The following is a 25,287-nucleotide window of genomic DNA, read 5'->3' as shown; positions in this document are numbered from 1 at the left end:
CCTCAGCCTAGACAGCTGAAAAATGGCCGTATATAATGCGGCCTCTTTTCCCTGATAGCTCAGTCGGTAGAGCGACGGACTGTTAATCCGCAGGTCCCTGGTTCGAGTCCAGGTCGGGGAGCCAGAATATTAGTAGTACAGATTAAGGGGTTACATGCTTCGGGATGTAACCCCTTTTTTGTCATTTGGGGCTCGGTACTGGGACTAGATTGCCGGTGGGGGGGGCTGGTCTTTTGGCTTCGGCGAGACGTACAGCTTAGCACCCACCTGATGAGGTCACTTGGCTGGAGGAGAAATTAATCGTACTATGTTACCAGCACCCATGGATAGCGTAGCTGTCGTTTGCCAACTATCGACATACGCAGCTTCCTAGCGCCCGAATAGGGACATGCATGGACAAGAACCTCGAGCAGCTAATCAACGAATACCAAACACGCGTGAGAGACGCTGTAGCGTTGATGTACAGGTCCGGTATAAAAATGCCGTACAGCTCTTTTGCATGGCTGGAAATACGATATTCCGGGTAGTGGCGTTCTTGCCTGCGGAATTAAATATCACAAGCATGGCGCCGGTTGCGAGGTGCAACTGGATACCGGAAAAGTTGACTTCGATTTTGGCGAAAACGGCGAGATCGACGGATTTGACTTGTGGCGGTTAGCTCACTTCACAAGGGACCGATTGCCCTGTTTCGGTTTCGACAGTGCGGAGCAAATCGAAAAATCTTTCGACGCAGCGATAGCATCCGGTGAACTGGAGCATTCGAGGTCCGGCCTGCTATATTTCGCCGATGCCACGCGGGTTCTTGCCATAGATATCGATTCCACTCAACCCGGTGACATGCTCCCAAGCCGGAATCGCGACATGGTTATGACCTTGTATTCCCACTACTTCGAAGCGGCCGATCTGATGCGGGAGAATTATGAAAAGCTCAAAACGAAAAGGAAGAAAGCTAGAAAATTGAGTCGCAATGACGAAGTCCAGAGTAGGATTTACTTCTTCTCTTGGCTTGGATTCCTTGCTGTCACATGTGAGGGATTCAAGGGTGTAAATATGCGCCGACTGCTCATGGATGAACGGCCTGGGGAATTTAAGGAATTGCTCCCCCTGTCCAACGCGTTGGGGAAATTGATTAACACCCACTGGCATCCGCTTAGGGACTTCAGAAACAATGTGTTCCACCTCCGCGATAGCCCGGAGAAGATTCGCAAATTCTTTTCGAAAGACGCAGACCGTCTTACTTGGGCTCGAGAGCTGCACGATGCATTGGAGGGCTTCTTCTCGAGTTATCGGATTCTCTGCGAAGTCCACTACTTCATGAACAACCGAAAAGGCGAGTTGGATATTGGAGGAGACCTTTTCCGCCACTCCTTAAGATCTTAGTGGACATACCGGGCGCTTAGTTCTCCTATTGTCTTGACCCTTGGTTCGAGTCCAGGTCGGGGAGCCAGAATTCTAAAGCCATCTGTGTGCTTGCAACGTTAAGTTCGTTGCAAGGTCACAGATGGCTTTTTTCTTTTGGGCATCTTCTGTTAGTATTGCGTATCTACTAACGATGTGGAAATGTTATGCAACAGCTTGGCGAGCGCGTCATTGAGGTCAGTAAAACCAAGATCTGGATCGCCGTAGTCGGCGCGCTGGTATTTGTTTGGCTGGGATATTGGCTACTGCAGCTGGATGCTGCCGAGATCGAGCAAAATCGGCGTCTCGATAGTCCGGTGTTAGTCCACGGCCTTGGTGTCGTGACCATGGTGTTCTTCGGACTGTGTGGTGTCGTGGGCTTATGCAAGTTGTTTTCAACGAAGCCTGGCCTGGTGCTGAACCGGGACGGTTTGCTGCTTGGCGCTGGCGGGTTGGTGCCCTGGTCCGAGATCGAGGGCTTTGCGGTGTTTGCGGTGAATCGGCAGCGTAGCCTGGTGGTTCGTTTGAGTGATCCGCAAAAGTACGTGGAGTCTGGCGGCGCCATCAAGCGCGTCTTCAACCGCATGAACTATAAGCTGGTCGGCAGTCCGATTGCGCTGGCCTCGAATGCGCTGGCAATCAGCTTCGACGAACTGCATGCACTGTGCATCGCCTATCATCAGCAGTACCTGGAGCATGCGCGCTGAGCTGACCGCATGAAGCTCCTCAGACGCTCCGTGCTTGGTGGCCTGCTGGCCATGAGTTTGCCGTCGGTGCGCGCTGCGGCGACGGTGGTGCGCTTTCCCCGTTCCGATGGACCGGAGCCCAAGGCCGAGCATTATCCGGTGCGGCTGCTGCGCATGGCGCTGGCGCGTTCCTCCGGCGATTACGCGCTGCAGGCTGCGGGACCGCTGATGCGCCAGAGCCGCGCGCTGCTGGAGCTGCAACATGCCCGCACCATCGATGTGATGTGGACCATGACTTCGCAGCAGCGCGAAAAGGATTTGCTGCCGATCCGCATACCGCTGGACCGTGGCCTGATCGGCTGGCGTCTGCTGCTGATACGCGCGCACGATCTGCCGCGTTTCAAGACGCTGCGGCGGGTGGCCGATCTGCGCGCGCTCGAAGCGCTGCAAGGCCATGACTGGCCAGATACCGACATCCTGCGCGCGAACGGCTTCCGCGTGCAGACCGCCTCCGCCTACAACGGCATGTTCCAGATGCTGGCTTCAGGCCGCGTCGATTACTTCCCGCGCGCGACGTTTGAGATCTGGGATGAAGCCGCGCAGCACGCGCGCAACGGCCTGGTGGTGGCGCCGGGCCTGGCCTTGCACTATCCCAGCGCGTTCTACTACTTCGTCAACAAGGCGAATGTGGCGCTGGCGGCGGATATCGAGTCCGGCATGAAACGCATGCTGGCCGATGGCAGTTACGATCAGCTGTTTGAGGCCTACTACGGCAAGCTAGTCAGCCGCGCGGCGCTGCCGGGGCGCCGGGTGTTCAATCTGGAGAATCCGCTGCTGCCGTCCGCCACGCCGCTGGCACGGCATGAGCTCTGGTATCACCCCAACGAAAAATAGGGCTGTTCAGCAGGATTGCCGGGCTTCGTGGATAATCAGTCCATCTTTGACTTGAAGAGTAGGTTCACCATGTCTGACTTGACCGCCTTTCCTATCGCCGCCAAGTGGCCGGCCCAGCATCCGGAACGCCTCCAGCTGTATTCGCTGCCGACGCCGAATGGTGTGAAAATCTCCATCGCGCTGGAGGAAACCGGCCTGGCGTATGAGCCGCACCTGGTCAGCTTCGACACCAATGACCAGCTGTCGCCGGAATTCCTGTCGCTGAATCCGAATAACAAAATCCCCGCCATCATTGACCCCAATGGCCCGGATGGCAAACCGCTGCCGCTGTTTGAGTCGGGCGCGATCCTGCTGTATCTCGCCGAGAAAACTGGCCAGTTGCTGCCGAAGGACGCGGCCGGCCGTTACGAAACCATCCAGTGGGTGATGTTCCAGATGGGCGGGATCGGGCCGATGTTTGGCCAGGTTGGCTTCTTCCACAAGTTCGCCGGCAAGGAGTATGAGGACAAGCGTCCGCGTGACCGCTACATCAACGAGTCCCGCCGCTTGCTGGCGGTGCTGGAGCAGCGTCTGGCAGGCCGCCAGTGGATCATGGGCGATGAATACACCATCGCCGATATCGCCATCTTCCCGTGGGTGCGTAATCTGGTTGGCTTCTACGGCGCCGGGGAGCTGGTGGAGTTCGACAAATTCACCAACGTCCAGCGCGTGCTGGCGGCGTTTGTGGCACGGCCGGCTGTGGCCAAAGGGCTGGAGATTCCCAAGCGTGGTTGATTAGCGGCTCGGCGTGCGGCAGGCCGCATCCGCTTCCCAACGGCCGGAGCAGATGCGCGAACGGCATAGCATGCCTTCGATGAGCCCCAGCTGTTTGCAGCGCGCCAGCAGTTGCGCAGTGGTGTCGCCGTCCTGGCGTTCGACCACGTCGCGGTTGCGTTCAGGCGTCACCTTGCTCGGTTTGCCGGCGTGCGCCACCAGCGCCGTGAGCAGCGTGACGTCGCTGTCTGCCGGCTGTGCGGCAGCACGGGGTACCGCCGCTACCCGCGCCACTGGCTGAACGGGTTTTGCTGGCGTTGCTGGTGCACGCGCTGGTGTGGCTGCCGTTGTTGGGACGTCGCTTGTGTCTGTGGAGGCGACGTTGATGATGGTGGCTGCCTGCTCGGGCTGCGGTTCGCCATCGGCCGGCGCCAGTGCTGGCGTGACGCCGCGTACCTGCGTGCTGTAACTGTGTTTATTCCGCTGCGGCGTCACGCTCCCATCATGCATGAGCCACGCCACGCCGCACATCGACAGCAGCAAGACAAACAAGGCGACGGTCCAGCCATCCACCGTCCAGCCGGTGTGATGTGTTTGTGTGCCGTGCTCCAGTTGCGCCAGGATGCGCTTGCTCTCGGTCGGCCGGGATACTGCCTCCAGCAATACGGGCTTTGATTTCGACGTCTCCACAATATCCCCTTCGCATTTGATCTGGCCCGGGTCGCGGTGCTGCGAACGGCCTACGATGCAGTGTCTGGTTTGTGGCATAGGCCCGTTTTGATGGAGCGCACCATGTTTCTCTTTTTCATGCTGCTGTTCTTCCTGCTGACGTGTCTGGGCGCCTGGCTGTTGCTGTTTCCCGGCGGGCGCGAGGTGGTGATGCAGTCGATCGATGTGGCTGGCCGCAGCATCGGGCGGCGCGTGCTGCACCGGCGCTCACTGTTTGTCTTGGCGGCTGCGGTGTTGTTGACAGTGCCGCCGTTGCTGGCGCTGCTGCTCAGTGGCCGCATCGCGCTGTCGGGTTACGACAGCGATACCCGCGCCATCAATGACCACATTGCGGGCTTGCTGCAAGGTGAGCAGCTCAGTGCACCCGCGCCCTTGCCGCCGGTGGCCTTTTCCACTGCCGAAGTCACGTTGCTGCGCCCCATGCTGGAGAGCGCAAACCGCAACTGGCAGCAGCTCGATCCCGCGTTCGCGCAGCGGCTGCTGGTGGTCTTCAACATCATGAAAGAGCGCCATGGTTATGACATGGCGATACTGGAGGGATATCGCAGCCCGGAGCGGCAAAACACGCTGGCGGCGGCAGGTCCGGGCGTGACCAACGCCAAAGCGTTCCAGAGCTATCACCAGTTTGGCCTTGCGGCGGACTGTGGATTTTTACGCGATGGCCGGCTGGTGATATCGGAAAAAGATCCATGGGCGATGCGCGGTTATCAGCTCTATGGCCAGACAGCGGAAGCGCTCGGCCTGCATTGGGGCGGGCGCTGGACAATGATGGATTTCGGCCACACCGAATTGCGTGTGGCAGGTGTCGTCAAGCATTAAACGCTATTGTTCTTGCGCAAGAATTCCCGGCTTTATTGATGGCAACATCGATCTGGTCCGCCCGTCACCTGGGCGTTGCGGTCTTCGCCGGACATTCTCTATGCTGCGCAGAACCTGGGATTTTCTGACTGACAGCCGCCACCTCACTGTGCTGGGCATGCTAGCGATGGCGGCGTTCTTTTATCTCGGCGCCCAAGTGCTGGAGCTGGCGCTGATATGGGCGCTGGCCGCGATGGCGTTGATGCTGGCGCTGGCCGGCGCGGTGTGGGGCTGGCGCCGCTGGCGCGCACGGCGCGAGTCGGCCCGGCTGGGCGAAGCCATTGTGGATGCTTCCGTCGCGGAGGTGAAAGCGATCCGCGATAATCTGCTGAAGGCGATCGACACCATCAAAGGCTCCCGGCTCGGTATCGTCTCCGGCGCGCAGGCCTTGTACGAACTGCCGTGGTATATGCTGATCGGGAATCCGGCGGCGGGCAAGAGCACGGCGGTCGGCAACTCTGGTTTGCAGTTTCCTTTCGCGGACGGCAAAGTGCTGCAAGGCGTAGGCGGTACGCGCAACTGCGACTGGTTCTTCACGACCGAGGGCATTCTGCTGGATACCGCAGGCCGCTACGCAGTGCAGGAGGAACACCGCGCCGAGTGGTTTGGTTTTCTGGGGCTGCTGAAAAAGTACCGCCGCCGTGCGCCGATCAACGGCATCATCATCGCGGTGAGCATTGCCGAGCTGCGGGGCGATGACCCCGAACTTGGGATTCAGCTGGCCCGTAGCCTGCGCAAGCGGGTGCAGGATCTGATCGAACGCCTGGAAGTCTACGCGCCAGTGTATGTGGTCTTCACCAAGGCGGACCTGATTGCGGGCTTCGGCGACTTCTTCGCCCAGGCCGACCGCAATGAGCGTGAGCGCGTGTGGGGCGCGACCATGCCGTATCAGCACAAGACCACCAGCCAGCAGGTGATGGCATTCTTCGATCACACTTTCGATGAGCTGTGCGATGGCTTGAAAGCACTCAGCCTGGCGAACATGGGCCAGCAGCGGCGTGGACGTATCGAGCCGGGTGTGTTCACCTTCCCGCAGGAGTTCTCGACCATACGCGCACCGTTGCGCGCGTTTCTTGTCACGCTGTTTGAAGAAAATCCGTTCCAGTTCAAACCGGTGTTTCGCGGCTTTTATTTCACCAGCGCGCTACAGGAAGGCATGCCGCGCTGCGAACAGGCGCAACGCGTGGCCAAGCGGTTTTCCTTGACTGCGCCGGATGCTCCGGTGACGGCGGGAGATGGGCACGCGGGCTTCTTCCTGCTGCAGCTATTCCGCAAAGTGATTTTTGCGGACAAGGACCTGGTTTCGCAGTATGCCAGCAAGACCCGGTTGCGCTTGAAGTACGCCGCCTTCTTTGCGGCTGTGCTGTTGCTGGGCGCATCGCTGGGTGGATGGAGCTGGTCGTACATGGCGAACCGCCAGTTGGTTAGCAATGTGCAGGCGGATCTCGACAAGGTCACCAAACTGCAGGCCAGGCGGATCGATCTGCAATCACGGCTGGAAGCGCTGGAGATTATGCAGGACCGTATCGCGCAGCTTGAAAAATATCGCGCAGCGCGTCCGTGGTCGCTGCGCATGGGGCTTTATCAGGGCGAACTGCTGGAGCGTAAACTGCGGGAAGAGTACTTCGCTGGCGTGAAGAACGTCATGCTGATGCCAGTCGTCGCGAATCTTGAGATGCTGCTCTCCGAATTCAAGCCTGGCTCGCAAAATGTCGATGAGGCGTATAACGCGCTTAAGAGCTATCTGATGCTGGCCGATAAATCGCATGCTGAAGCGACGCACCTGAACGACCAGCTGCCACGCCACTGGCGCGCATGGCTGGAAAACAATCGCGGAACGATGCCGCGCGAGCTGATGATACACAGCGCGGAGCGGTTGATGAGTTTTTATCTCGGCCAGATTCCCGACCCAGCCTGGCCGCGTATCGAACCACGGCTGGTACTGGTGGACCAGGCGCGTGAAAGCCTGCGTCGCGTGGTGCGCGGCATGCCGGCGCGTGAACGCGTGTATGTCGAAATCCGCACCCGTGCCAATACGCGCTTCGCTGCGATGACGGTAGCGCGCGCGGTTGGTGAACAGGATCAGGCGCTGGTCACGGGCAGCTATGCCGTGCCGGGCGCGTACACGCGCGAGGCCTGGGAGAAGTTCGTGAAGGACGCGATCCGCGAAGCGGCCAACCATGAGCTGCAAAGCGTGGACTGGGTGCTAAAGACTGCCGCGCGTGATGATCTGACGCTGGAAGGCAGCCCCGAACAGATCCAGAAAAATCTGACTGAACTCTACAAGGCTGACTATGCACGCGAGTGGCAGAAGTTCCTGCAAGGCGTGAATGTCGCCAATCTGAACGGACTCGATGCCGCTGTCGCAGCCATGAACCGGCTGGGTGATCCGCAGTCTTCGCCCATATCGCGCGTGCTGACGGCGATTCATGAGCAAACCGCGTGGGATAGCCAAGGTGTTGTAGCTGCACAGGTGCAGACAGGCTTGATCCACTGGATCAAATACAGCTTGTTGCGACAGACGCCGGCATCGTTCACCGTGCAGCTGGATGCCAAGGCGCCAGCTGGGCAGGACCTTACTGGCCTGGGCCGGCTGCTGGCCGCAAAAGAACCGTCACTGATGCGCGGCTATCTGGATGCGCTGTCCAAACTGCGCAGCCGTTTGAATCAGCTCAAAAACCAGGGAGATGCCGGACCTGGCGCACGGCAGCTAATGCAGCAGACATTGGAAGGCAATGGCTCCGAGCTAAGCGATGCACTGCGCTATGTCGATGAGCAGATGCTGGCCGGGATGACCGATGCGCAGAAACAGGGCCTGCGCCCTGTTCTTGTCCGGCCGCTGATGCAGACGTTTGCCGTGCTGATTCCCTCGGTGGAGGCGGAATTGAACAAGACCTGGTCAGCGCAGGTGTATCGGCCTTTCCAGCAATCGCTGGCGGATAAATATCCATTCGCGCCGACGGCGCGGATAGAAGCGGCCAATTCCGAGATCGCGCAGTTCTTTGGCCCCGATGGCGCCATCGCCAAATTCGCCAATAGCGCAATGGGGCCGCTGGTGCTGCGGCGCGGCGATGCGCTGGCGCCGCGCACCTGGGCTGATATGGGCATTGCCTTGTCACCGCAGACGATCGCGCGCTTTGCGTCATGGATCGCGCCCATGGGGGCGAGCGCCAATGCGCAGACCATTTTCCAGATCCAGCCCATGCCGGCACCCGGAACGCAGGAATACACGGTGGAGATAGACGGCCAGCAGCTCCGTTACCGCAACACGCCAGCCCAGTGGGCCAGTATGGTGCACCCCAGTGCTCAGGGAATACCCGGCGCACGCATCACGGTGACGATGCTGGATGGGCGCAATGTGGATGTCGTCAATGAAGCAGGGCAGTTTGGCCTCAAGCGCATGATCGACTCGGCGGCGAAGCAGCGGCGCGACAGCGGCGAGTTTGAACTGCGCTGGACCAGCGGGGCGATTACCGTGGCGATGGGCCTCAAGATCGTCAGCAGTCCTGAAAGCGGCGGCGCGCAAGGACAAGGACAGGGCTATCGCGGCATGCAGTTGCCCGAGGTGGTTGTGGGATCGCCCGGTGCGCAAATGGGAGGTGCGCAATGAAGCGCGGCATGCAGATGGCCCGCATCGGCTATTTCGGTAAACTGGCTGCGCGTAGCGATTTTGTGAAAGCGGTGGATAACCTGGCGCTGGCCAGCCTGCTGGATGACTGGCTGGCTGATGTCATGAATCTGTTGAGCACCGATCCCCGCTGGAAGCTGAATTACGATGCCACGCGGCCCTTGCATTTCGCCTTCGTCGGCACGCGCAGCCGGTGCGCCGTAGCGGGGCATCTGGTCGCCAGTGCAGACAGCTCCCAGCGGCGCTATCCATTTCTCGGCATGAGCGCTATCGAGGTTGACGATCCCTCCCTCTTCATTTCGCGCTGTCCGCTGATATTTTCGCCGTTGTGGGATACGCTGGAAGAACTGACGCGCGAAGTGCTGGCAGCGCAGCAGCCTGCCGCTGCACTACATACACTTGCTGGAACGCTGATTGAAGTCCTCTCTGCCGATCAACCGTCTTTCGGCGATTTCCTTGATGGCTATACCGTCGCGGCGATGGAAGCCATACTGCCAGGAGTCTGTGTACGCCGCGTCATTCTGGCCATCGCATTACTACTGGAGCCGGTAAAACGTGCCACGGCAGGCCGGCTGGAAAAAAGTCTGGTACTACCGTTGCCGTCGTCACCGCAGCTACGCTATCTGGTCGCGGCTTTCTGGCTGGACCTGATCGTCCCGTTTCTCCGGCAAGCGGATTATGAACTCAGCCTGTTTCTGACCCAGCTGCCATCGCTGGTTGTCGGCTTTAGTGGCGCTGCGCCGGAAGTGTTGGCCGCCATCATGGATCCGCAAAGCGCAACCGAACATCAAATCAATCTGAATGACACCGGCTGGGTCGATGAGGCGATGGGTAACGCACAGGTACAAAAGCTGTCGGCGTACCTGGAGCAGGGCCAGTTATCGCTGCGCTCTGCGCAGGCGCTGTTCCACGAAACCTTTTTTTGAGAGGTGTTTCATGCTCAAGATCTTGACGTTACTGACGCTGCTGACATCCGTCGCCGCCGCGCAAACACCCGGCCAGATTGTCGCCACCGGCGCCGTGCCGGATGAAGCCAGCAAGGCGGGCGTGCTGGCGCAGTTGCGGGCGCTGTATGGCGCAGACCGCGTGGTGGACCAGCTGACCATCGCACAGGTATCGTTACCGCCAAACTGGAACGCTTATGTGCAAAAGCTGATTAGTCCCAACCTCAAACTGGTCAGCAAGGGGGAATTGAAAATCGATGGCACCAACGTTACGCTGCGCGGCGAGGTGGCAAACGAGGTGCAGCGGCAGCAGATCGCCAGCGACATCGCCACCGTGCTCAATCCCAGCTACACAGTGAACAATGGCCTGCGTGTTAGCGCGGCCGAGCAGAATCTGCTGGATACGACGCTGGCCCGGCGCATCATCGAATTCGAGAGCGGCAGGGCGACACTGACTTCATCCGGGAAAACCATACTTGACGAGATGGCATTGGCGATGCAAAAAGTCAAAGGCAAGAGGGTGGAGGTTATCGGTCATACGGACAACGTCGGCCTGCGGGACAGCAACCTTGCGCTCAGCCAGGCGCGCGCGGAAGCGGTGAGGACCTATTTGTCTGGACGGGGCATCAGTCCGGAGATGGTGCTGGTGTCAGGCCAGGGGCCAGATCGCCCCGTGGCGGACAACACCAGCGCGGAAGGCCGTGCGCGCAACCGGCGGATTGAATTCCGCGTAGCGCAGTAGCTAGGGTAAAGTGATGGTCACGTAAGCTGGACGTGGCGCCAGCTTCACCAGGTCTGAATATGCCGCCAGCGTGGTTTGCGTGCTGCTGGACAGCGATGCATCCAGCGCGATATAGACGCTCAATCCTATCGCCCCAAACACGGCGGCCATCGCCCACAGCGGCGTATTGGAACGCAGCTTGTGCACGATCTGGTCCGGCCGTTCCGCCTGTGGCGCAAAGCCTTTGCTTTTGCCTTGCATGTGTGCGATCTCTTCGCCCAGACGCGCGGTCAGGTAAGCCAGCTTGTCGCTCGCATCCAGCGTGTACTTGCCACGGAAGCCGATCAGCAAACACATATGGAACACCTGCAGCGCTGCGAGTCTGTTGCTGCCTGCGCTGCGTAGCGCTTCCAGGCGATCAAAGAAATGCTCGCCTGCGAGTTGATCGCCAAAGATCACCAGTTGCAGCGGCCTGCGCTCCCACGCAAAGCGCATGGAGAATTGCGACGACAGGATGATTTCATCCAGCGCCGCGCAAAATGCGTACTTGGCGTCGTCGATATCCTGGCCGCCTGCGCGCAGCTTGCGCGCCTCGCCATCGAAGTCCGCCAGGTACGCTGTGATGGTGTCGAGGAGCGCGCTTTCTGATGGCGGCTCACTGCCGTTCCTGAGCATGAACAGCAGATAGAAGCCTTCCTGCAGCAGATCAACCATCGTGCTTACATGGCCGTAGCCTGGCTGCACCTGTTTGCGCTGACCGCCCATCAGCGTAGGAATCGCACGGCGTTCGACTGGCCGCGTCATGCTGTCACCGCGATCAGGCTGAGACGCAAGTCGCGTATGCCGGCAGGTACGTAAATCGAAATCGACTGTGCCTTGAGCATTTGCTCGTACAGCATGCCTTTGCCCTCCAATGCGAAGTAATAGGTGTCGGGCTGGATCGGTATCGCCGCCGGGACCTGCGGCGCGTGCGTGAGTTTGACACCGGGCATGGCCGAGAGTACGCATTTCTCGACGTCGTCCGGTGCGCCAACCTTGACGCGCAGCGGAACGACTTCCACCAGTTCCAGTGCGGGAAGCGCGGCGCTCACCGCGAGATACAGCGTCGTGCGCTGGTCGATCTTTCCCGAATCAAGCTTGCCGAAGTGGTAGCTCGGTTTGTCTTCGCTGAGCGCGATGGCGAAGTATTTGGTGGAGATTACGGTATCCAGCAAGTCGCGAATGATGTCGCTCAGCGCGTAGAAGCAGGTGGCGGGGTCTTCGTGGCGGTAGCTGGGCAGGTCGATCAACGCATACTGTTTGGAGTAAGTCATCATGGCGCCTGCCAGTGACAGCAGCGCTTCAAACAGACGCTCTGGATGCAGTTCTGGATTGCGGGCATAGTGCAGCAGCGTTGCCGCGGACGTGCTCACAGTGTGCAGCAGCCAGAACGACGACACGTCACCCGAACGGAACTCAATCACATTGCGGCTGGGTTCACGCATATGGCCTTGCAGCGACTGCACCTTGGCCTGCAGCGCATCCAGCAGCCGGTCCAGCACGGCCTTGAGCGCCGGTGCGCTATCGATCGAGAGGGCGGGAGGAATGAATGCGGGATCTGCTTCAAAGCCGCCCGTGACTGTACGCCGCAACCGTATCACCGGCACGCATTCAAATGCGCCCAGCGGTTCCAGGTCCGACAGCAGCCTCACTGCGCTGTTGAGGAAACTGACCTCCGTGCTGACGGCTTGCGTGTACAGGTCGGCCATGTTCCGGCTGGCCTGCCGATAGCGCCCACCTTGGGCATCCGCGTTGCTGGCGCCTGCCACCAGCAACGGCAGCGCCGCGTACCAGCTGACTTCCATGACATTGGCCGGAATGCGCGCCAAATCGACTGGTTCGGGCAGAGGAACGCTGGACGGCGCATCGATGATTTCGCCATCGCGGAAGATCAGCGACAGCGTCTCCAGCCGCAGTTTTCCCGCCCTGAGTGCATCGTTATCCCAGGCGATTTCACGTACACCCCACAGACAGGGATGCAGCGTTTGCACCGTATGGCGCAGGCGCGCTTCGTGGTACTGATCCTGCTGCTGGAAGTGCTGCGGCCGCAAAAACAGGCCCTCTCCCCACAAGACTTTGGATGGAATGCTCATGCTGTCTCCCATGGTTGATCGTGCAGACGATCCGTCCATTAGAGCGAAACCTTCAGGCTGAATATTTGCGTCTGCGCAAGCAAAAAGGAAACCAACCAGTACTTGCGTAAGCGCAATTGTTCCTCACGGCATTCCTGAATAATGACCATCTTCCTGCCCGCTTATGCAAAAGGAGAAAGCGATGAGAACCCAGAGTTTGCCGTACATCGTCAGCCTGTTATTGCTATCGGCTTGCGCGACAGACGGTGCTGCCATCCGCGTCGACAAGCCGCAGCCCGCCACGCTGGACCGCGCGCTGGCGGAGGCCGACACTGCGCTCAGTGGCGGCCATACCGACAAGGCGCAGACCATACTGAAAGCTGCTGCGGCCAGCTACCCATCCGACAAGACACCATGGCTGCACATGGCGCAAATGAAGTTCGACCGCGCCAGCTACGGTGAAGCCATCATCAACGCGCAGGAGGCCTTGCTGCGCGACCCCAACGACAAGCTTGGCCACAGCATCGTCGCGGTGAGCGGTTTGCGTCTGTCGACCAAAGCGTTGGCAGACCTGAGTCAGCAAAACAATCTCAATGGCTCCTTGCGCTCCGAAGCGCAGGACCTGGCCAAGCTGCTGCGTACCAGCCTTGGTGAGGATGTGCTGGTGCCGGGGGCGAATTCCGCCGCGCGCAAGCCGGCGCCGCAAACGCCTGCGAAGAAAAGCACGGCTCCCGCTTCCGGCGTGACGCCAAAAACCGGCAATCAATCTAACAGCAGCGATCCCTTTGGTGGACTGAAATAAGGAGCTTGTATGGCTAACGGTGACAGCATTCAAAAGCGTCTGGGCAGGCTTCGTCCGCCGCGCGTGCAGATGACCTACGACGTCGAGATTGGCGACGCGATGGAGAACAAGGAACTGCCGTTTGTGGTGGGCGTGGTCGGCGACTTTGGCGGCAATTCGGAGGTCGAGAAGAAGCGCCTCAAGGACCGCAAGTTCGTCAGCATCGACAGCGACAATTTCGACGAGGTGCTGAGCGGCGTCGAACCCGTCGCACGGTTCCAGGTGCCGAATCAGCTCAAGGATGACGACAGCAGCTTTAACGTCGAACTGCGGTTTAAAAGCATGGCTGACTTTCGCCCCGAGTCGATTGTACGGCAGGTCGAACCGCTGGCGCAGTTGCTGGAGGCGCGCGGCAAACTGGCCGACCTTCGCAACAAGATCGCCGGCAATGACAAGCTGGAAGACATCCTCAACGAAGTACTGGGTAATACCGACAAGCTGGCCAGCTTGAAGAAGGGAGGCTGATATGTCCGCACAACTGAATCAGGTACAAGCCGCTGCAGCCGCCACGGAAAGCGCCGATCTGCTGGACCAGATCGTCGAGCAAAGCAAGGTCGCCAAGTCCAGCGTGGAGCATGAGCGGGCCAGGGACATCATCACGGAGCTGGTCACGCAGGTGATGGCGGGAACGGTCACTGTCTCTAACAACCTGTCGGCGACGCTGGACGCGCGCATCGCCGAGCTGGATCAGCTGATTTCCGGCCAGCTCAGCGCCATCATGCATGCACCATCCTTTCAAAAGCTGGAGCAGAGCTGGACCGGCTTGCATTATCTGGTCAGGAGTTCAGCCACCGGCCCCGGTCTGAAAATCCGCATGCTCAACGCGACCAAGCGTGAACTGGTGAAGGACTTTCAGTCGGCACTGGACTTCGACCAGAGCGTCATGTTCAAGAAAGTCTATGAAGAAGAATTCGGCACCTTCGGCGGTGCGCCATATGCAGCGCTGCTGGGCGACTTTGAAATCTCGCGCCAGCCGGAGGATATGTACTTTATCGAGCAGATGTCGCATGTGGCGGCAGCGTCGCACGCGCCGTTCATTACCGCCGCTGCCCCGGAACTGTTTGGCCTTGAAAGTTATGGCGACCTGGCCAGGCCGCGCGATCTGTCCAAGGTATTCGACACCGTGGAATATGCCAAATGGAAGGCCTTCCGCGAATCCGAGGACTCACGCTATGTGGGCCTGACGCTGCCACGCTTTCTTGGCCGCCTGCCATTCAATCCCGTCGATGGCACGACGGTGGAAGGCTTTAACTTTGTCGAGGAAGTGGATGGGACCGACCATCAGAAATACCTGTGGTGTAACGCGACCTACGCTTTCGGCGCCAAGCTGACCAAGGCCTTCGAGGACTACGGCTGGTGCGCGGCGATACGCGGCGTCGAAGGCGGTGGCCTGGTGGATGACCTGCCGACGCATACCTTCAAAACCGGCGAGGGCGAAATCGCACTCAAATGCCCGACCGAAGTTGCCATCACCGACCGCCGGGAGAAGGAACTCAGCGATCTCGGTTTCATCTCGCTGGTGCACTGCAAGAACACAGCCTATGCAGCCTTCTTTGGCGCACAGTCCGCGCAAAAGGCGCGCAAATACAGCTCGGACGCGGCAAACGCCAACGCCGTGCTGTCGTCGCAATTGCAGTACATCTTTGCGGTGTCGCGCATCGCTCACTACATGAAGGCGATGATGCGCGACAAAGTGGGCAGCTTTGCTTCCGCCTCCAACGTCGAAGACTTCCTCAATCGCTGGCTCATGAAATACGTGCTGTTGGACGACAACGCCAGCCAGGAGCAGAAAGCCCAGTTTCCGCTGCGCGAGGCATCGGTGCAGGTGCAGGAAGTCGCTGGCCGGCCGGGCGTGTTCCGTGCCGTGTCCTTCCTGCGTCCGCACTTCCAGCTGGACGAGCTCTCCGTTTCACTCCGTTTGGTCGCGGAGTTGCCGCAATCGACCAACCACTAAACCCAACAAATCAGAGGAGCATGCAATGGCAATCGACGTTTATCTGTACATTGACGGCATCAAGGGCGAATCCAGCGATGATCGTCACAAGGACTGGATCGAGTGCAAATCGGTCAGCTTCGGCGTGGAACAGCCAAAGTCCGCCACCGCCTCCACCAGTGGCGGCCATACGGCGGAACGCTGCGAACACCGCGACATCGTCATCTCCAAGCTGACCGACCTGTCGTCGCCGGTGCTGCTGCAAACCTGCTCGGCCGGCCGCACCATCCCCAAAGCCAAGTTCGAGTTCATGCGCGCGGACGCACAGGGCGAACGTGTGAAGTACTACGAAATCGAAATTGAGAACGTGCTGATTGGCGCTGTATCGCCAGCGGTCGAGGAGGGCGACATCCTGACCGAAGACGTCGCGTTCAAATTCTCCAAGATCAAGTGGAAGTACACGCAGCAAAAAATCAGCGGCGGCGCTGGCGGCAACACGTCCGGCGGCTGGGACCTGGCCAGCAATCGCATCGTCTGAACTTCCCCAGCGCCTGCGGCGGCATCGTGGCGACCGTCGCTGTGCGCCTTTGGCCAGGCCATTCCGGCCTGGCCCTTTTTCGAAAGCATACGATGAACGGCTTTACTCCCGGCCTGCTTGACCGTTTGTTCGGCGCAGAGCGCAACATGACGCTGGAGCAGTTCAAGGACAGTGTCGCACGCGACCTGGAAGACTTGCTGAACACCCGCTGCGCGCTGCCGGAGGAAATGATGCGCGCCTATCCCGAATGTTCCCGCTCCATTGCCAACTACGGCCTGATGGATTTCGCCGGCATGTGCCTGAACAGTAGCGATGACCGCGCCCGCATCTGCGCCGCGCTGAAGAAGACCATTGAACGCCATGAGCCACGCCTGCGCAACGTGCAGACAAGGTTGGAACATCATCCCGGCACCATCAACCGCGTCAGCTTTGTTATCTACGGCACGCTGGCCGGGGTGCCACATACAGAGGCCGTCAGCTTTGACGCTGTGCTGCAACCGTCATCGCTGCATTACTCCATCAACCGCAGCGCGCGCGGAGGCCGGAAATGAATACGAATCTGAAAACGCTCATCAGTAAACTCAATGACAGCTGCCGCCTGGCGGCCACGCGGGCAGCCAACATCTGTGTCGCGCTGGGGCAGCATGAGGTGGAGGTCGAGCATCTGCTTTTGGCGCTGCTGGAGCAGGAGCGGTGCGACTTCACGCTGATCGTCAGACAGTGCGGCGTTGATCTTGACACGCTGGCGGCAGAGCTGCATCGCGAAGTCAGTCAATTTAAAGCGGGCAGCACGCGCACGCCGGTGTTCTCGCGCCATCTGCCGTTGTTGCTAGAGCACGCGTGGTTGATCGCGTCGCTGGCGGCGCCGGCGCAAATCCGCAGCGCACACCTGATGATCGCTTTACTGTCCGAGCCGGAGCTCAGTCAGTTGGCGCTGCGCGCCTCCGCGCAATTCGCCCGTATCCCCATCGGCGAAATCAAACATCAACTGGAGAAATATACGCATGACTCACAGGAGGAAGCAGTCGCCGATGCACCGCTTGCCCGTTGCGCGCACACGCCAGCACTGGACTTGTACACGACGAGCCTCACGCAACAGGCGCGTGGCGGCAAGCTCGATCCGGTCATCGGTCGTGAGGGTGAAATCCGGCAAATGGTGGACATTCTGCTGCGCAGGCGCCAGAACAACCCGATACTGACTGGTGAAGCCGGCGTTGGCAAAACTGCTGTCGTGGAAGGGCTGGCGCTGCGCGTGGCTACCGGGGATGTGCCGTCAACGCTGAAGAATGTGGATATCCGCACGCTGGACATGGGCTTGTTGCAGGCTGGCGCCAGCGTCAAAGGCGAGTTTGAGAACCGGCTGAAAAGCGTTATCGACGAAGTCAAACAGAGCCCACACCCCATCATCCTGTTCATCGACGAGGCGCACACCATGATAGGCGCCGGCGGCACGGCAGGCCAGAACGATGCCGCCAACCTGCTGAAACCGGCACTGGCGCGCGGCGAGCTGCGCACCATTGCCGCCACGACGTGGAGCGAGTACAAACAGTATTTTGAAAAGGATGCAGCGCTGGCGCGGCGCTTCCAGGTTATCAAGGTGGAAGAACCGTGCGAAGAAATCGCCTCCGCCATGCTGCGCGCAATGGCGCCACTGATGGAGGCGCACTTCGGCGTGCGTATCCGCGACGAAGCGGTGACCGAAGCGGTTCGGCTTTCCCACCGCTATATCAGCGGCCGGCAGCTTCCCGACAAGGCAGTCAGCGTGCTGGATACCGCGTGCGCCCGCGTCGCGCTGGCACAGAGTGGTACGCCAGCCTTGATGGAAGATGCAGCGCGGCAGATGGAGCGCATCGCACAGGAGATAACGGCATTGCAGCGGGAAGAGGGCACGGCTATGCGGCAGCGTCTCCTGCAACTGCAAGCCGAACATGCAACGCTGGCTGAAGAGCATACGCGGCATACCCTGCGCTGGCAGCGCGAGCAGGCCATCGTCGCCGCGATTATCCGTCTGCGGACCGATGGCGTTGACGAGCAGGAGGCACGTTCGATGAAACAGGAGCTGGCGGCACTGCAAGGCGAAACGCCGATGGTGCCGCTGGACGTGGATGCTGCCTCAGTGGCCGCCATCGTCTCCGGTTGGACCGGCATCCCGCTGGGTAAAATGGTGAAGGATGAAATCAGCATGGTGCTGTCCTTGCAGGCCGCATTGCAAGCCCGGATACTCGGCCAGCAGCATGCAATTGCCGCCGTTGCGCAACGTGTGCAGACAGCGCGCGCGAATCTGGATGACCCCAATAAGCCGAAAGGTGCTTTCCTGTTCGTCGGCCCTTCCGGCGTAGGCAAGACGGAGACGGCGCTGGCATTGGCGGAGCTGTTGTATGGCGGTGAGCACAAGCTCATCACCATCAACATGAGCGAATACCAGGAAGCGCACAGCGTTTCCGGTCTCAAAGGTTCGCCGCCTGGCTACGTCGGCTACGGCCAAGGCGGCGTGCTGACAGAAGCCGTGCACCGCAATCCCTACAGCGTGGTGCTGCTGGATGAAATTGAAAAGGCCCATGCAGATGTGACGGAACTGTTCTTCCAGGTGCTGGACAAAGGTGTCATGGACGATGCGGAAGGCCGCGAGATCGACTTCCGCAACACCGTCATCATTGCCACGGCCAATACCGGCTCCGCAGCCATCATGCAAGCCTGCCTGAATACGACCCGACCTGAACCTGAGGAACTGGAGCAGCTGCTGCGCCCCCAGCTTCATCGGCATTTCAAGCCCGCCTTCCTGGGGCGGATGAAAGTGGTTCCCTACTATCCGATTGCGGATGAGGTGCTGGCGCAGATCATCGCGCTAAAGCTGAACCGCATCGGGCAGCGCATACGCGAGCACCATCACGCGGAGTTCAGCTACGAACCATCGCTGGTTGACGCCGTACTGGCGCGCTGCACGGAAGTCGATTCAGGCGCCCGCAATGTAGACCATATCCTGAATGGCACGCTGCTGCCGCAACTGGCCCAGGCGGTACTGGAGCGGATGGCGCAGGAAGAAAAAATCCTCAGCATCCAGGTCGGCGCCAGCGATCAGGGCGAATTCAATTACGTCATCCAATAGGAGGCGCTTATGTTGAGCATCGAGCAGCTGCTACAGCCTGTCAGTGTCGGACAGCGTTGTGGCGAAGACCTGTCCTTCAGTAGCGAAGTAGACGAAATCGCCCAGGCACGCCAATACGACGATCCTACGCTGGACCAGGGCGAATGGCAGACCGCACTCAAGGAGGCTAACTGGCCGTTCGTGGCCACTCGCTGCGCGACCCTGATCGCCACCCGCAGCAAAGACCTGCGCCTGGCCGTCTGGTTCGCGGAGGCGCAGGCCAGAACCCACGGCCTGCGCGGACTGGGCGAGGGCTATCAACTGCTGGCCGGCCTGTGCCAACAATACTGGGATGACTTGTATCCCTTGGCCAATGGCGATGACTGCGACCAGCGCGTCGGGAATCTGTTTTGGCTGCTCACGCGCACGCCCGTGCTGGTGCGCGAGTGCGCGTCACCTGCGGTGCAGGATGCCGAGTTTTGCCTGTCCGCGTTGATCCAGCTGGAGCGCGTGGTAGATACGCAACTGGGTGTCGAAGGCCCCGGTTTTACGCCGGCCAAAGATGCCTTGCAAACTGTGATTCGAAGTCTCGCGCCGCACAGCCAGTTCGTGGCGATAATGAGCGATGATGACGGGATCGCGCCCGTGACGACGCTGCAGGACCGCGTGCAGGCGCTGCAACAATTACGGCTGATTGCTGACTTTTTCCGCCGTACCGAACCGCATAGCCCGGTGGCCTACCTTGCCGAACGCGCGGCCAGTTGGGGCGAGATGCCGCTGCATGTCTGGCTGCGCGCGGTGATTAAAGACCCCGCCGCTATCGCCGGCGTGGAGGAGTTATTGGGCGCCGCGCCGCTGCGCGTTTAATTTGATGCGCTGCAGCGGAAAATATTTCTTTTGAAACTATAGATTGTGGACAAATAGTGCTAGCATGGTCTGGAAAATCCAGACTTTAGCTAGGGAGTCCTCCATGAACAACCTGAAGATCGGTACACGCCTCGGCTTCGGTTTCTCGCTGATTTTGCTACTGCTGGTTGCGATGACCGCCATCGGCATACTGCGTCTGAGCGGCGCCAGTGCCACCACCGATGAAATGATCAACGTGAAGATCCGCGATGAGCGCCTGATCTCGGAGTGGGGCAAGATCATCGAAGTGAACGCGGCGCGCACCACCGGCGCTTTCATGGTGAGTAATGCCGCCGACCAGAAAAGGCTCGAAGCGCTGATGGCGGAATCCTCCGGCCGCGCCACGCAGATTCAGGACATGATCGGCGCCAGCCTGGATGAGGAGGAACTCAAGCCACTGTTCAAACAGGTGCTGGATACGCGCAAGACTTACACCGAGCTGCGCAAGTCCGTGTTCGCCGCCAAGAACAAAGGCGATATCGACAGCGCCACCAAAATCTACGAAGGCGACATGACCCAGAGCCGCATCCGTTATCTGGCGGCGCTGAAGAGCTTCGCGGATAAACAGGCAGCCCTGCTGGATGCCTCTGCGGTCGATATCCAGCAGCAGTACAAGAGCGGCCGCACGCTGCTCATCATGCTTGGCCTGGCGGCGATTGTGATGGGCGTGTTTGCCGCATGGTGGATCACACGCACCATCACGGCGCCGATCAATGAGGCGGTGAAGGTCGCGGAGACTGTCTCCTCGGGCGATCTGACCAGCGATATCCAGGTCAACAGCAATGACGAAACCGGTCAGCTGATGAACGCCTTGAAGACCATGAACAACAACCTGGTGAGCATCGTTGGCCAGGTGCGCAACGGCACCGAGCTGATTGCGACTGCATCCACGCAAATCGCCGCCGGCAATCAGGATCTGTCCTCGCGCACCGAGGAGCAAGCCAGCTCGCTGGAAGAAACCGCGTCGTCGATGGAGGAGCTGACCTCCACCGTGCGCTTCAACGCAGAGAACGCGCGGCAGGCAAATGCGCTGGCGATCAGTGCGTCGGAAATTGCCAGCCGTGGCGGTTCCGTGGTGGGCGAGGTGGTGAATACCATGGGCTCGATCAACGATTCCTCCCGCAAGATTGTGGACATTATTTCGGTCATCGACGGCATCGCTTTCCAGACCAATATCCTTGCGCTTAATGCGGCGGTGGAGGCGGCGCGCGCCGGTGAACAGGGGCGCGGTTTTGCGGTGGTGGCGTCCGAGGTGCGTAACCTGGCGCAGCGTTCCGCATCGGCTGCCAAGGACATCAAGGGCCTGATCGATGACTCGGTGCAGAAAGTGCAGATAGGCTCCGACCTGGTGGACAAGGCTGGCCAGACGATGGATGAAATCGTCCAAAGCATCGGCCGCGTCACCCAGATCATGACGCAGATTAGCCATGCCAGCGAAGAGCAGAGCCAGGGCATTGCGCAGGTCAACGACGCCATCACGCAGATGGATCAGGTGACGCAGCAGAATGCCGCCCTGGTTGAGCAAGCTGCAGCCGCGGCGGAGTCGATGCAGGAGCAATCGGCCAAGCTGGCGGATGTGGTCAGCGTATTCAAGATCGATGCGTCTTATGCGCCGCCTGCCTTGCCGCGTCCGGCGCCACGCAAGGCCGCATTGCCGCGCCGGACGGCGGTGGTGGCTGCGGCCAAGCCAGCGCCTGCACCGACTCCTGCGTCCGCACCTGCGGCCAAGCGCAAACCCGTCGCCGCCAACGAATCGGACGGCTGGGAAGAGTTCTAAGCCACGGTACAATGGCGGGCTATGAATACCGCCAGTACCGAACGTCCCGCGCGGCGCGCATTGTGTGCCGCGTGCCTGCGCCCACAGCAGACCTGCATCTGCCGCTGGGTGACAGCGCTTCCCAATCAGGTCGAAGTCCTGATCCTTCAGCATCCGATGGAAGTCAGCAATGCCAAGGGCAGCGCGCGCCTGCTGCATTTGAGCCTGGCCAACAGCCGTCTCGAAGTCGGCGAGACGTTCGCGCCTTCGCAACTGCAAACATGGCTGTCGCCGCAGCGGCGCAGCGTGCTGCTATATCCGGATACGGAAGATATGGCCCTCGGCCTGGCGGCGCCGCAGACGTTTGATGCGGCCTGGCTGAGCGAACCTTTGCGGCTGGTGGTGCTGGATGGGACCTGGCGCAAAAGCCGCAAGATGCTGTATCTGAATCCGCTGCTGCAAGCGCTGCCGCGCATGCCGCTGCGCGATACGCCACCGTCGCACTACCTGATCCGCAAGGCGCATTTGCCGGACCAGCTGTCAACACTGGAAGCTACGGTGTACGCGCTGGCGCAGCTGGAAAACGACCACAATAAATTCGATCCGCTGATTGCGGCCTTTGACGGCTTTGTCGCGCAGCAGGCCAGTTACGTCAGGCGATCAGTTTGAGGCCAGGCGGCAGGGCGTCGCCCAGCATGCGCTTTTCATCGGCCTGATCGAGCTGCATCACCTCGCGCACCATCGCGCTCCAGTTGGCCGGGGCGCTGACGGCGTGCAAGCGGCGCAGCACTTCGGCGCGCAGGGTGTCGTTGATATCGCGCGAACGGTCGCCCGTCATGCGCGCAAGGTGCGAGGCGGCGAAGCCTGCCGGCTCGACCTTTTTCCAGTCCAGCGACAGCACATCATTCAGCCAAGTCTCCACGGTGGCGGTGTCCACCACATCATGCGCGCTGCCGTGGAACGGCTGGCGTGCGCCGACGCGGCTCAGGCCCCACAGGAAGCGGCCTTGTGCCGCCTCGGCTTTCGCCAGGTCGGCGGCACCGCTGCGGGTCTTGTTGGAGGCGGCTTTGACGGCAGCCTTGGTCGCGGCATGCAACTGGCCCAGCATCCATGCGCCGATTTCGGCTTTGTAGTTGCCGGGAATGCGTTCCAGCGAGGCGCCAAGGCGTAGCATGTCTTCTTCGCTGCCGTTGACCAGCGTGACGGGACGGCGCCCGCGCTCGGCCGCATCGGCCTGCACGTTGAAGGCGAAATCGTCCAGCACCCGCAACTGCGCCGTCACGCTCAAGCCACCGGCGACACGGCGCCACAGCGTCCACCATTCTGCGCAAACCTGGCTGTCCTTGTGATGCTGTACGCCAGCGTCGTACGCGCCCCATAGCTGTTCGATGCGCCACGCATCAAGCGCATGGCCGAAGCCGGGCCGCAGGCAGTAACCGCTCAGGTTAAGCCAGGCGCGTTCATGTTCCGACGAACGGCGGCGGCCTTTGGCGCGCTCCATGAGCGCATCGAACAGGCGGCGCAGCACCGGCGTCGTCCAGCTTTCGCGGCTGCCCAGCAGCTGCTCAAGCTGGGTGCGCAGCTGCTTGACTTCCTTGATGTCCACCTGCTGCGCGCGGCTGCCGAAGATACGTTCGATTTTTTCAATCGCAGCGCTCAGGCCTGCCGGCATCGGCGTGTCCTCCGCTGCTGCGGGTTCTGGCGTGCTGTCGCCGCGCAGCTGGAATTCAAGCAGCCAGCGTTGCGTGTCTTCCTTGGCGACGCAGTGTACTTCCAGCGTGCCAACCTCGCTCAGCATGGCCGCCAGTTGCACGGGGATTTCCTTGCGCGCGTCGCTGGCGCTGCTATCGCGCAGGACGGTGGCGATGGGGGGCAACTCTACATACTCCTCCGGCTGCAGCTGGACGATATCACCTGCCTGTGGCGCGTCGGAGGTGGAGGAAGCCAGGTGAAAGCGTACCGGCCGGCCAAGGCGCAAGGCAAACGTGCGGTCGGCCAGCAGGATCTCGCGGCCTTCACCGGCGCCGCGCGGCAGGATGCAGACAGCGCGGCGTGGCTTGTCTGCTGGACCTGCATCGTCCAGCAGCAGGAAGTAGCTGCGCGCCGAGCCGCCGCCAATGACGGGAGCTTGCCCCGCCTGTCCCAGCGCATAGGCAACGCCGCCACGCGCGACGGCGACGTCCGGATTGTCGTTGTGCAGAACGCGCAACGGCTGCTGGCGCCAGCCTGCAAGCGTGGCCTCCAGGCGTCGCGCCAGGGCGTCCGCACGGAATACGCCGCCGTTGAGCAGCAGCGTATCGGGGATGGGAACGGCGCTGCTATCTGCGGGCAAGCCGAGTGCTTCGCGCATGGCGGCGGCGTGCTGGCGCAGGAAGTCGGCGAGGTGATGCGTGATGGCCGCGTCGCTGGCGTAGGGCAGGCCGAATTCAATGATCGCGCCACGGCCACGCTTGGCGCCAGTCTGCGTTTCATTGAGCGGGAAGAAGCCGTCGACAACGAGGGCCGAGACTTCATCGCGCGTCAGATCGGCCGAGCGTGAACCGCCGATCAGGCGGGAGCCGGAACCCAGCAGCGTGACGGTGGTGCGTTCCGGTGCGTCAGCCGCCAGCAGCTGTTCTTTCGCTGCGCGGCAGCGTTCCGCGAGTTGCGACAGGCGGCTGGCGGACAGGCGTGCCTGCGCTTCGCTACCCGCAAGGCGCGATTCGACCAGATGGGCGAGGGCGAGGTCCATATTGTCGCCGCCCAGGATCAGGTGATTGCCAACACCGATGCGGCTGATGACTGGCTGGCCATCGCCGGATTCCACCTTCATCAGGCTGAAGTCCGTGGTGCCGCCACCAACGTCGCACACCAGTACCAGCCGTGTGTCCGCAAGCTGCCCGGCAAGCGCGGCGCGCTCGCGGAACAGCCAGTCGTAGAAGGCCGCTTGTGGCTCTTCCAGTAAACGCAATGACGGCAAGCCTGCCATGCGTGCCGCTTCCAGCGTCAGCGCGCGTGCGCCTTCGTCAAAGGATGCGGGGATGGTTAACACAATCTGCTGCTTTTCCAGAGGATGTGCGGGGAAGCGTGCATTCCAGGCGCCACGCAAGTGCGCAAGATAAGAGGCGCTGGCGGCGACCGGCGATACCTTGGCCACATCGGCCTCTGCGCCCCACGGCAGTATCGGCGCCATGCGGTCAACCTGGGGATGCGACAGCCAGCTCTTGGCGCTGGCAACCAGACGTCCAGGCACCTGCGCACCGCGTTGCCGTGCCAGCCGGCCAACCACCACTTGCGGCAGGCCAGCCACGTCGTCCGCACGCCATGGCAGTTGCAGCTCACCGTCAGCCAACTCGCCGTCGGCTGGGTGGTAGCGCAAAGAAGGCAGTAACGCCGCAGCACCTACTTCACCGGGCGCGGTCAGTTGCTCGATCTCGAACAACTGAATCTGCGTGCTACCGGTTTCCGCGTAGGCCATCACCGTGTTGGTGGTTCCCAGGTCGATGCTGACGACGTATTGACTCATG

At 60.7% G+C, this 25,287-nt stretch carries 21 protein-coding genes and 1 tRNA gene; 18 read left to right on the top strand and 4 right to left on the bottom strand.

Annotated features, from left to right (window positions below; translation table 11 throughout):
* The first annotated feature begins 48 nt into the window (after nt 1–48).
* From BUA36_RS01540 to BUA36_RS01520, 5 genes are all read left to right on the top strand, one after another.
* Nucleotides 49–124 (top strand) — tRNA-Asn (locus tag BUA36_RS01540).
* 371 nt (nt 125–495) lie between these two features.
* Complete coding sequence (locus BUA36_RS01535) at nt 496–1,380, top strand: DUF6896 domain-containing protein (RefSeq protein WP_208861844.1); 885 nt, start codon at nt 496–498, stop codon at nt 1,378–1,380.
* A gap of 185 nt (nt 1,381–1,565) precedes the next feature.
* On the top strand, nt 1,566–2,105 hold the full coding sequence (locus BUA36_RS01530) for an STM3941 family protein (protein ID WP_072780781.1): 540 nt from the start codon (nt 1,566–1,568) through the stop codon (nt 2,103–2,105).
* Nucleotides 2,106–2,114: 9 nt separating this feature from the next.
* Complete coding sequence (locus BUA36_RS01525; protein ID WP_072780780.1) at nt 2,115–2,978, top strand: substrate-binding periplasmic protein; 864 nt, start codon at nt 2,115–2,117, stop codon at nt 2,976–2,978.
* Nucleotides 2,979–3,047: 69 nt separating this feature from the next.
* Complete coding sequence (locus tag BUA36_RS01520; RefSeq protein ID WP_072780778.1) at nt 3,048–3,752, top strand: glutathione S-transferase N-terminal domain-containing protein; 705 nt, start codon at nt 3,048–3,050, stop codon at nt 3,750–3,752.
* Here the strand turns inward: BUA36_RS01520 and BUA36_RS01515 are convergent, their stop codons facing one another.
* Nucleotides 3,753–4,499 (bottom strand): hypothetical protein, encoded by a 747-nt coding sequence (locus BUA36_RS01515; RefSeq protein ID WP_229255586.1) that lies wholly within the window; start codon nt 4,497–4,499, stop codon nt 3,753–3,755. It lies immediately after the preceding gene.
* A gap of 24 nt (nt 4,500–4,523) precedes the next feature.
* Here BUA36_RS01515 and BUA36_RS01510 point away from each other — a divergent pair, with 24 nt between their 5' ends.
* The 4 genes from BUA36_RS01510 (at nt 4,524) to BUA36_RS01495 (ending at nt 10,632) form a co-directional block, all read left to right on the top strand.
* Nucleotides 4,524–5,279 (top strand): M15 family metallopeptidase, encoded by a 756-nt coding sequence (locus tag BUA36_RS01510; protein WP_072780777.1) that lies wholly within the window; start codon nt 4,524–4,526, stop codon nt 5,277–5,279.
* A gap of 100 nt (nt 5,280–5,379) precedes the next feature.
* The gene (gene tssM, locus BUA36_RS01505) at nt 5,380–8,928 is read left to right on the top strand and encodes a type VI secretion system membrane subunit TssM (protein WP_072780775.1); all 3,549 of its coding nucleotides are present in this window, start codon (nt 5,380–5,382) and stop codon (nt 8,926–8,928) included.
* Complete coding sequence (tagF, locus tag BUA36_RS01500) at nt 8,925–9,872, top strand: type VI secretion system-associated protein TagF (protein ID WP_072780773.1); 948 nt, start codon at nt 8,925–8,927, stop codon at nt 9,870–9,872. The genes tssM and tagF overlap by 4 nt, the downstream gene beginning before the upstream one ends.
* A gap of 10 nt (nt 9,873–9,882) precedes the next feature.
* Nucleotides 9,883–10,632 (top strand): OmpA family protein, encoded by a 750-nt coding sequence (locus tag BUA36_RS01495; RefSeq protein WP_072780771.1) that lies wholly within the window; start codon nt 9,883–9,885, stop codon nt 10,630–10,632.
* Here BUA36_RS01495 and icmH read toward each other — a convergent pair whose 3' ends face one another.
* Nucleotides 10,633–11,415 carry a type IVB secretion system protein IcmH/DotU gene (gene icmH, locus BUA36_RS01490; RefSeq protein ID WP_072780769.1) on the bottom strand — a complete coding sequence of 261 codons (783 nt, stop codon included), beginning with the start codon at nt 11,413–11,415 and terminating at the stop codon, nt 10,633–10,635.
* On the bottom strand, nt 11,412–12,743 hold the full coding sequence (gene tssK, locus BUA36_RS01485) for a type VI secretion system baseplate subunit TssK (RefSeq protein ID WP_072780768.1): 1,332 nt from the start codon (nt 12,741–12,743) through the stop codon (nt 11,412–11,414). The genes icmH and tssK overlap by 4 nt, the downstream gene beginning before the upstream one ends.
* A 181-nt stretch (nt 12,744–12,924) precedes the next feature.
* Between tssK and BUA36_RS01480 the strand changes: the two genes are divergently transcribed.
* The 9 genes from BUA36_RS01480 to BUA36_RS01440 all read left to right on the top strand — a co-directional run bounded on the left by BUA36_RS01480 (nt 12,925) and on the right by BUA36_RS01440 (nt 22,450).
* The gene (locus tag BUA36_RS01480) at nt 12,925–13,524 is read left to right on the top strand and encodes a tetratricopeptide repeat protein (RefSeq protein WP_084559939.1); all 600 of its coding nucleotides are present in this window, start codon (nt 12,925–12,927) and stop codon (nt 13,522–13,524) included.
* A 9-nt stretch (nt 13,525–13,533) separates the two neighbouring features.
* On the top strand, nt 13,534–14,028 hold the full coding sequence (gene tssB, locus BUA36_RS01475) for a type VI secretion system contractile sheath small subunit (protein WP_072780765.1): 495 nt from the start codon (nt 13,534–13,536) through the stop codon (nt 14,026–14,028).
* A 1-nt stretch (nt 14,029) separates the two neighbouring features.
* Entirely contained in the window at nt 14,030–15,517 is a 1,488-nt protein-coding gene (gene tssC, locus BUA36_RS01470; protein ID WP_072780763.1) for a type VI secretion system contractile sheath large subunit, read from the top strand.
* A 25-nt stretch (nt 15,518–15,542) separates the two neighbouring features.
* Nucleotides 15,543–16,034 (top strand): Hcp family type VI secretion system effector, encoded by a 492-nt coding sequence (locus BUA36_RS01465; protein WP_072780762.1) that lies wholly within the window; start codon nt 15,543–15,545, stop codon nt 16,032–16,034.
* A 92-nt stretch (nt 16,035–16,126) separates the two neighbouring features.
* Nucleotides 16,127–16,585 (top strand): type VI secretion system baseplate subunit TssE, encoded by a 459-nt coding sequence (gene tssE, locus BUA36_RS01460; protein WP_072780760.1) that lies wholly within the window; start codon nt 16,127–16,129, stop codon nt 16,583–16,585.
* The gene (tssH, locus tag BUA36_RS01455) at nt 16,582–19,140 is read left to right on the top strand and encodes a type VI secretion system ATPase TssH (RefSeq protein WP_072780759.1); all 2,559 of its coding nucleotides are present in this window, start codon (nt 16,582–16,584) and stop codon (nt 19,138–19,140) included. Before tssE ends, tssH begins: the two co-directional genes overlap by 4 nt.
* Nucleotides 19,141–19,149: 9 nt before the next feature.
* Complete coding sequence (gene tssA / locus BUA36_RS01450) at nt 19,150–19,986, top strand: type VI secretion system protein TssA (RefSeq protein WP_072780757.1); 837 nt, start codon at nt 19,150–19,152, stop codon at nt 19,984–19,986.
* A gap of 103 nt (nt 19,987–20,089) precedes the next feature.
* Entirely contained in the window at nt 20,090–21,802 is a 1,713-nt protein-coding gene (locus BUA36_RS01445; protein WP_072780756.1) for a methyl-accepting chemotaxis protein, read from the top strand.
* A gap of 21 nt (nt 21,803–21,823) precedes the next feature.
* A complete protein-coding gene (locus BUA36_RS01440; protein ID WP_072780754.1) occupies nt 21,824–22,450 on the top strand; it encodes a tRNA-uridine aminocarboxypropyltransferase in 627 nt (208 codons plus the stop codon).
* On the opposite strand, the gene BUA36_RS01435 is transcribed toward BUA36_RS01440, so the two are convergent.
* A complete protein-coding gene (locus BUA36_RS01435) occupies nt 22,434–25,286 on the bottom strand; it encodes an Hsp70 family protein (RefSeq protein ID WP_072780753.1) in 2,853 nt (950 codons plus the stop codon). The two genes, BUA36_RS01440 and BUA36_RS01435, sit on opposite strands and share 17 nt — an antisense overlap.
* Nucleotide 25,287 lies beyond the last annotated feature (1 nt).

The organism is Duganella sacchari, assembly GCF_900143065.1.
GTDB lineage: Bacteria > Pseudomonadota > Gammaproteobacteria > Burkholderiales > Burkholderiaceae_D > Rugamonas > Rugamonas sacchari.
This window is presented reverse-complemented; position numbering and strand designations above follow the sequence as displayed.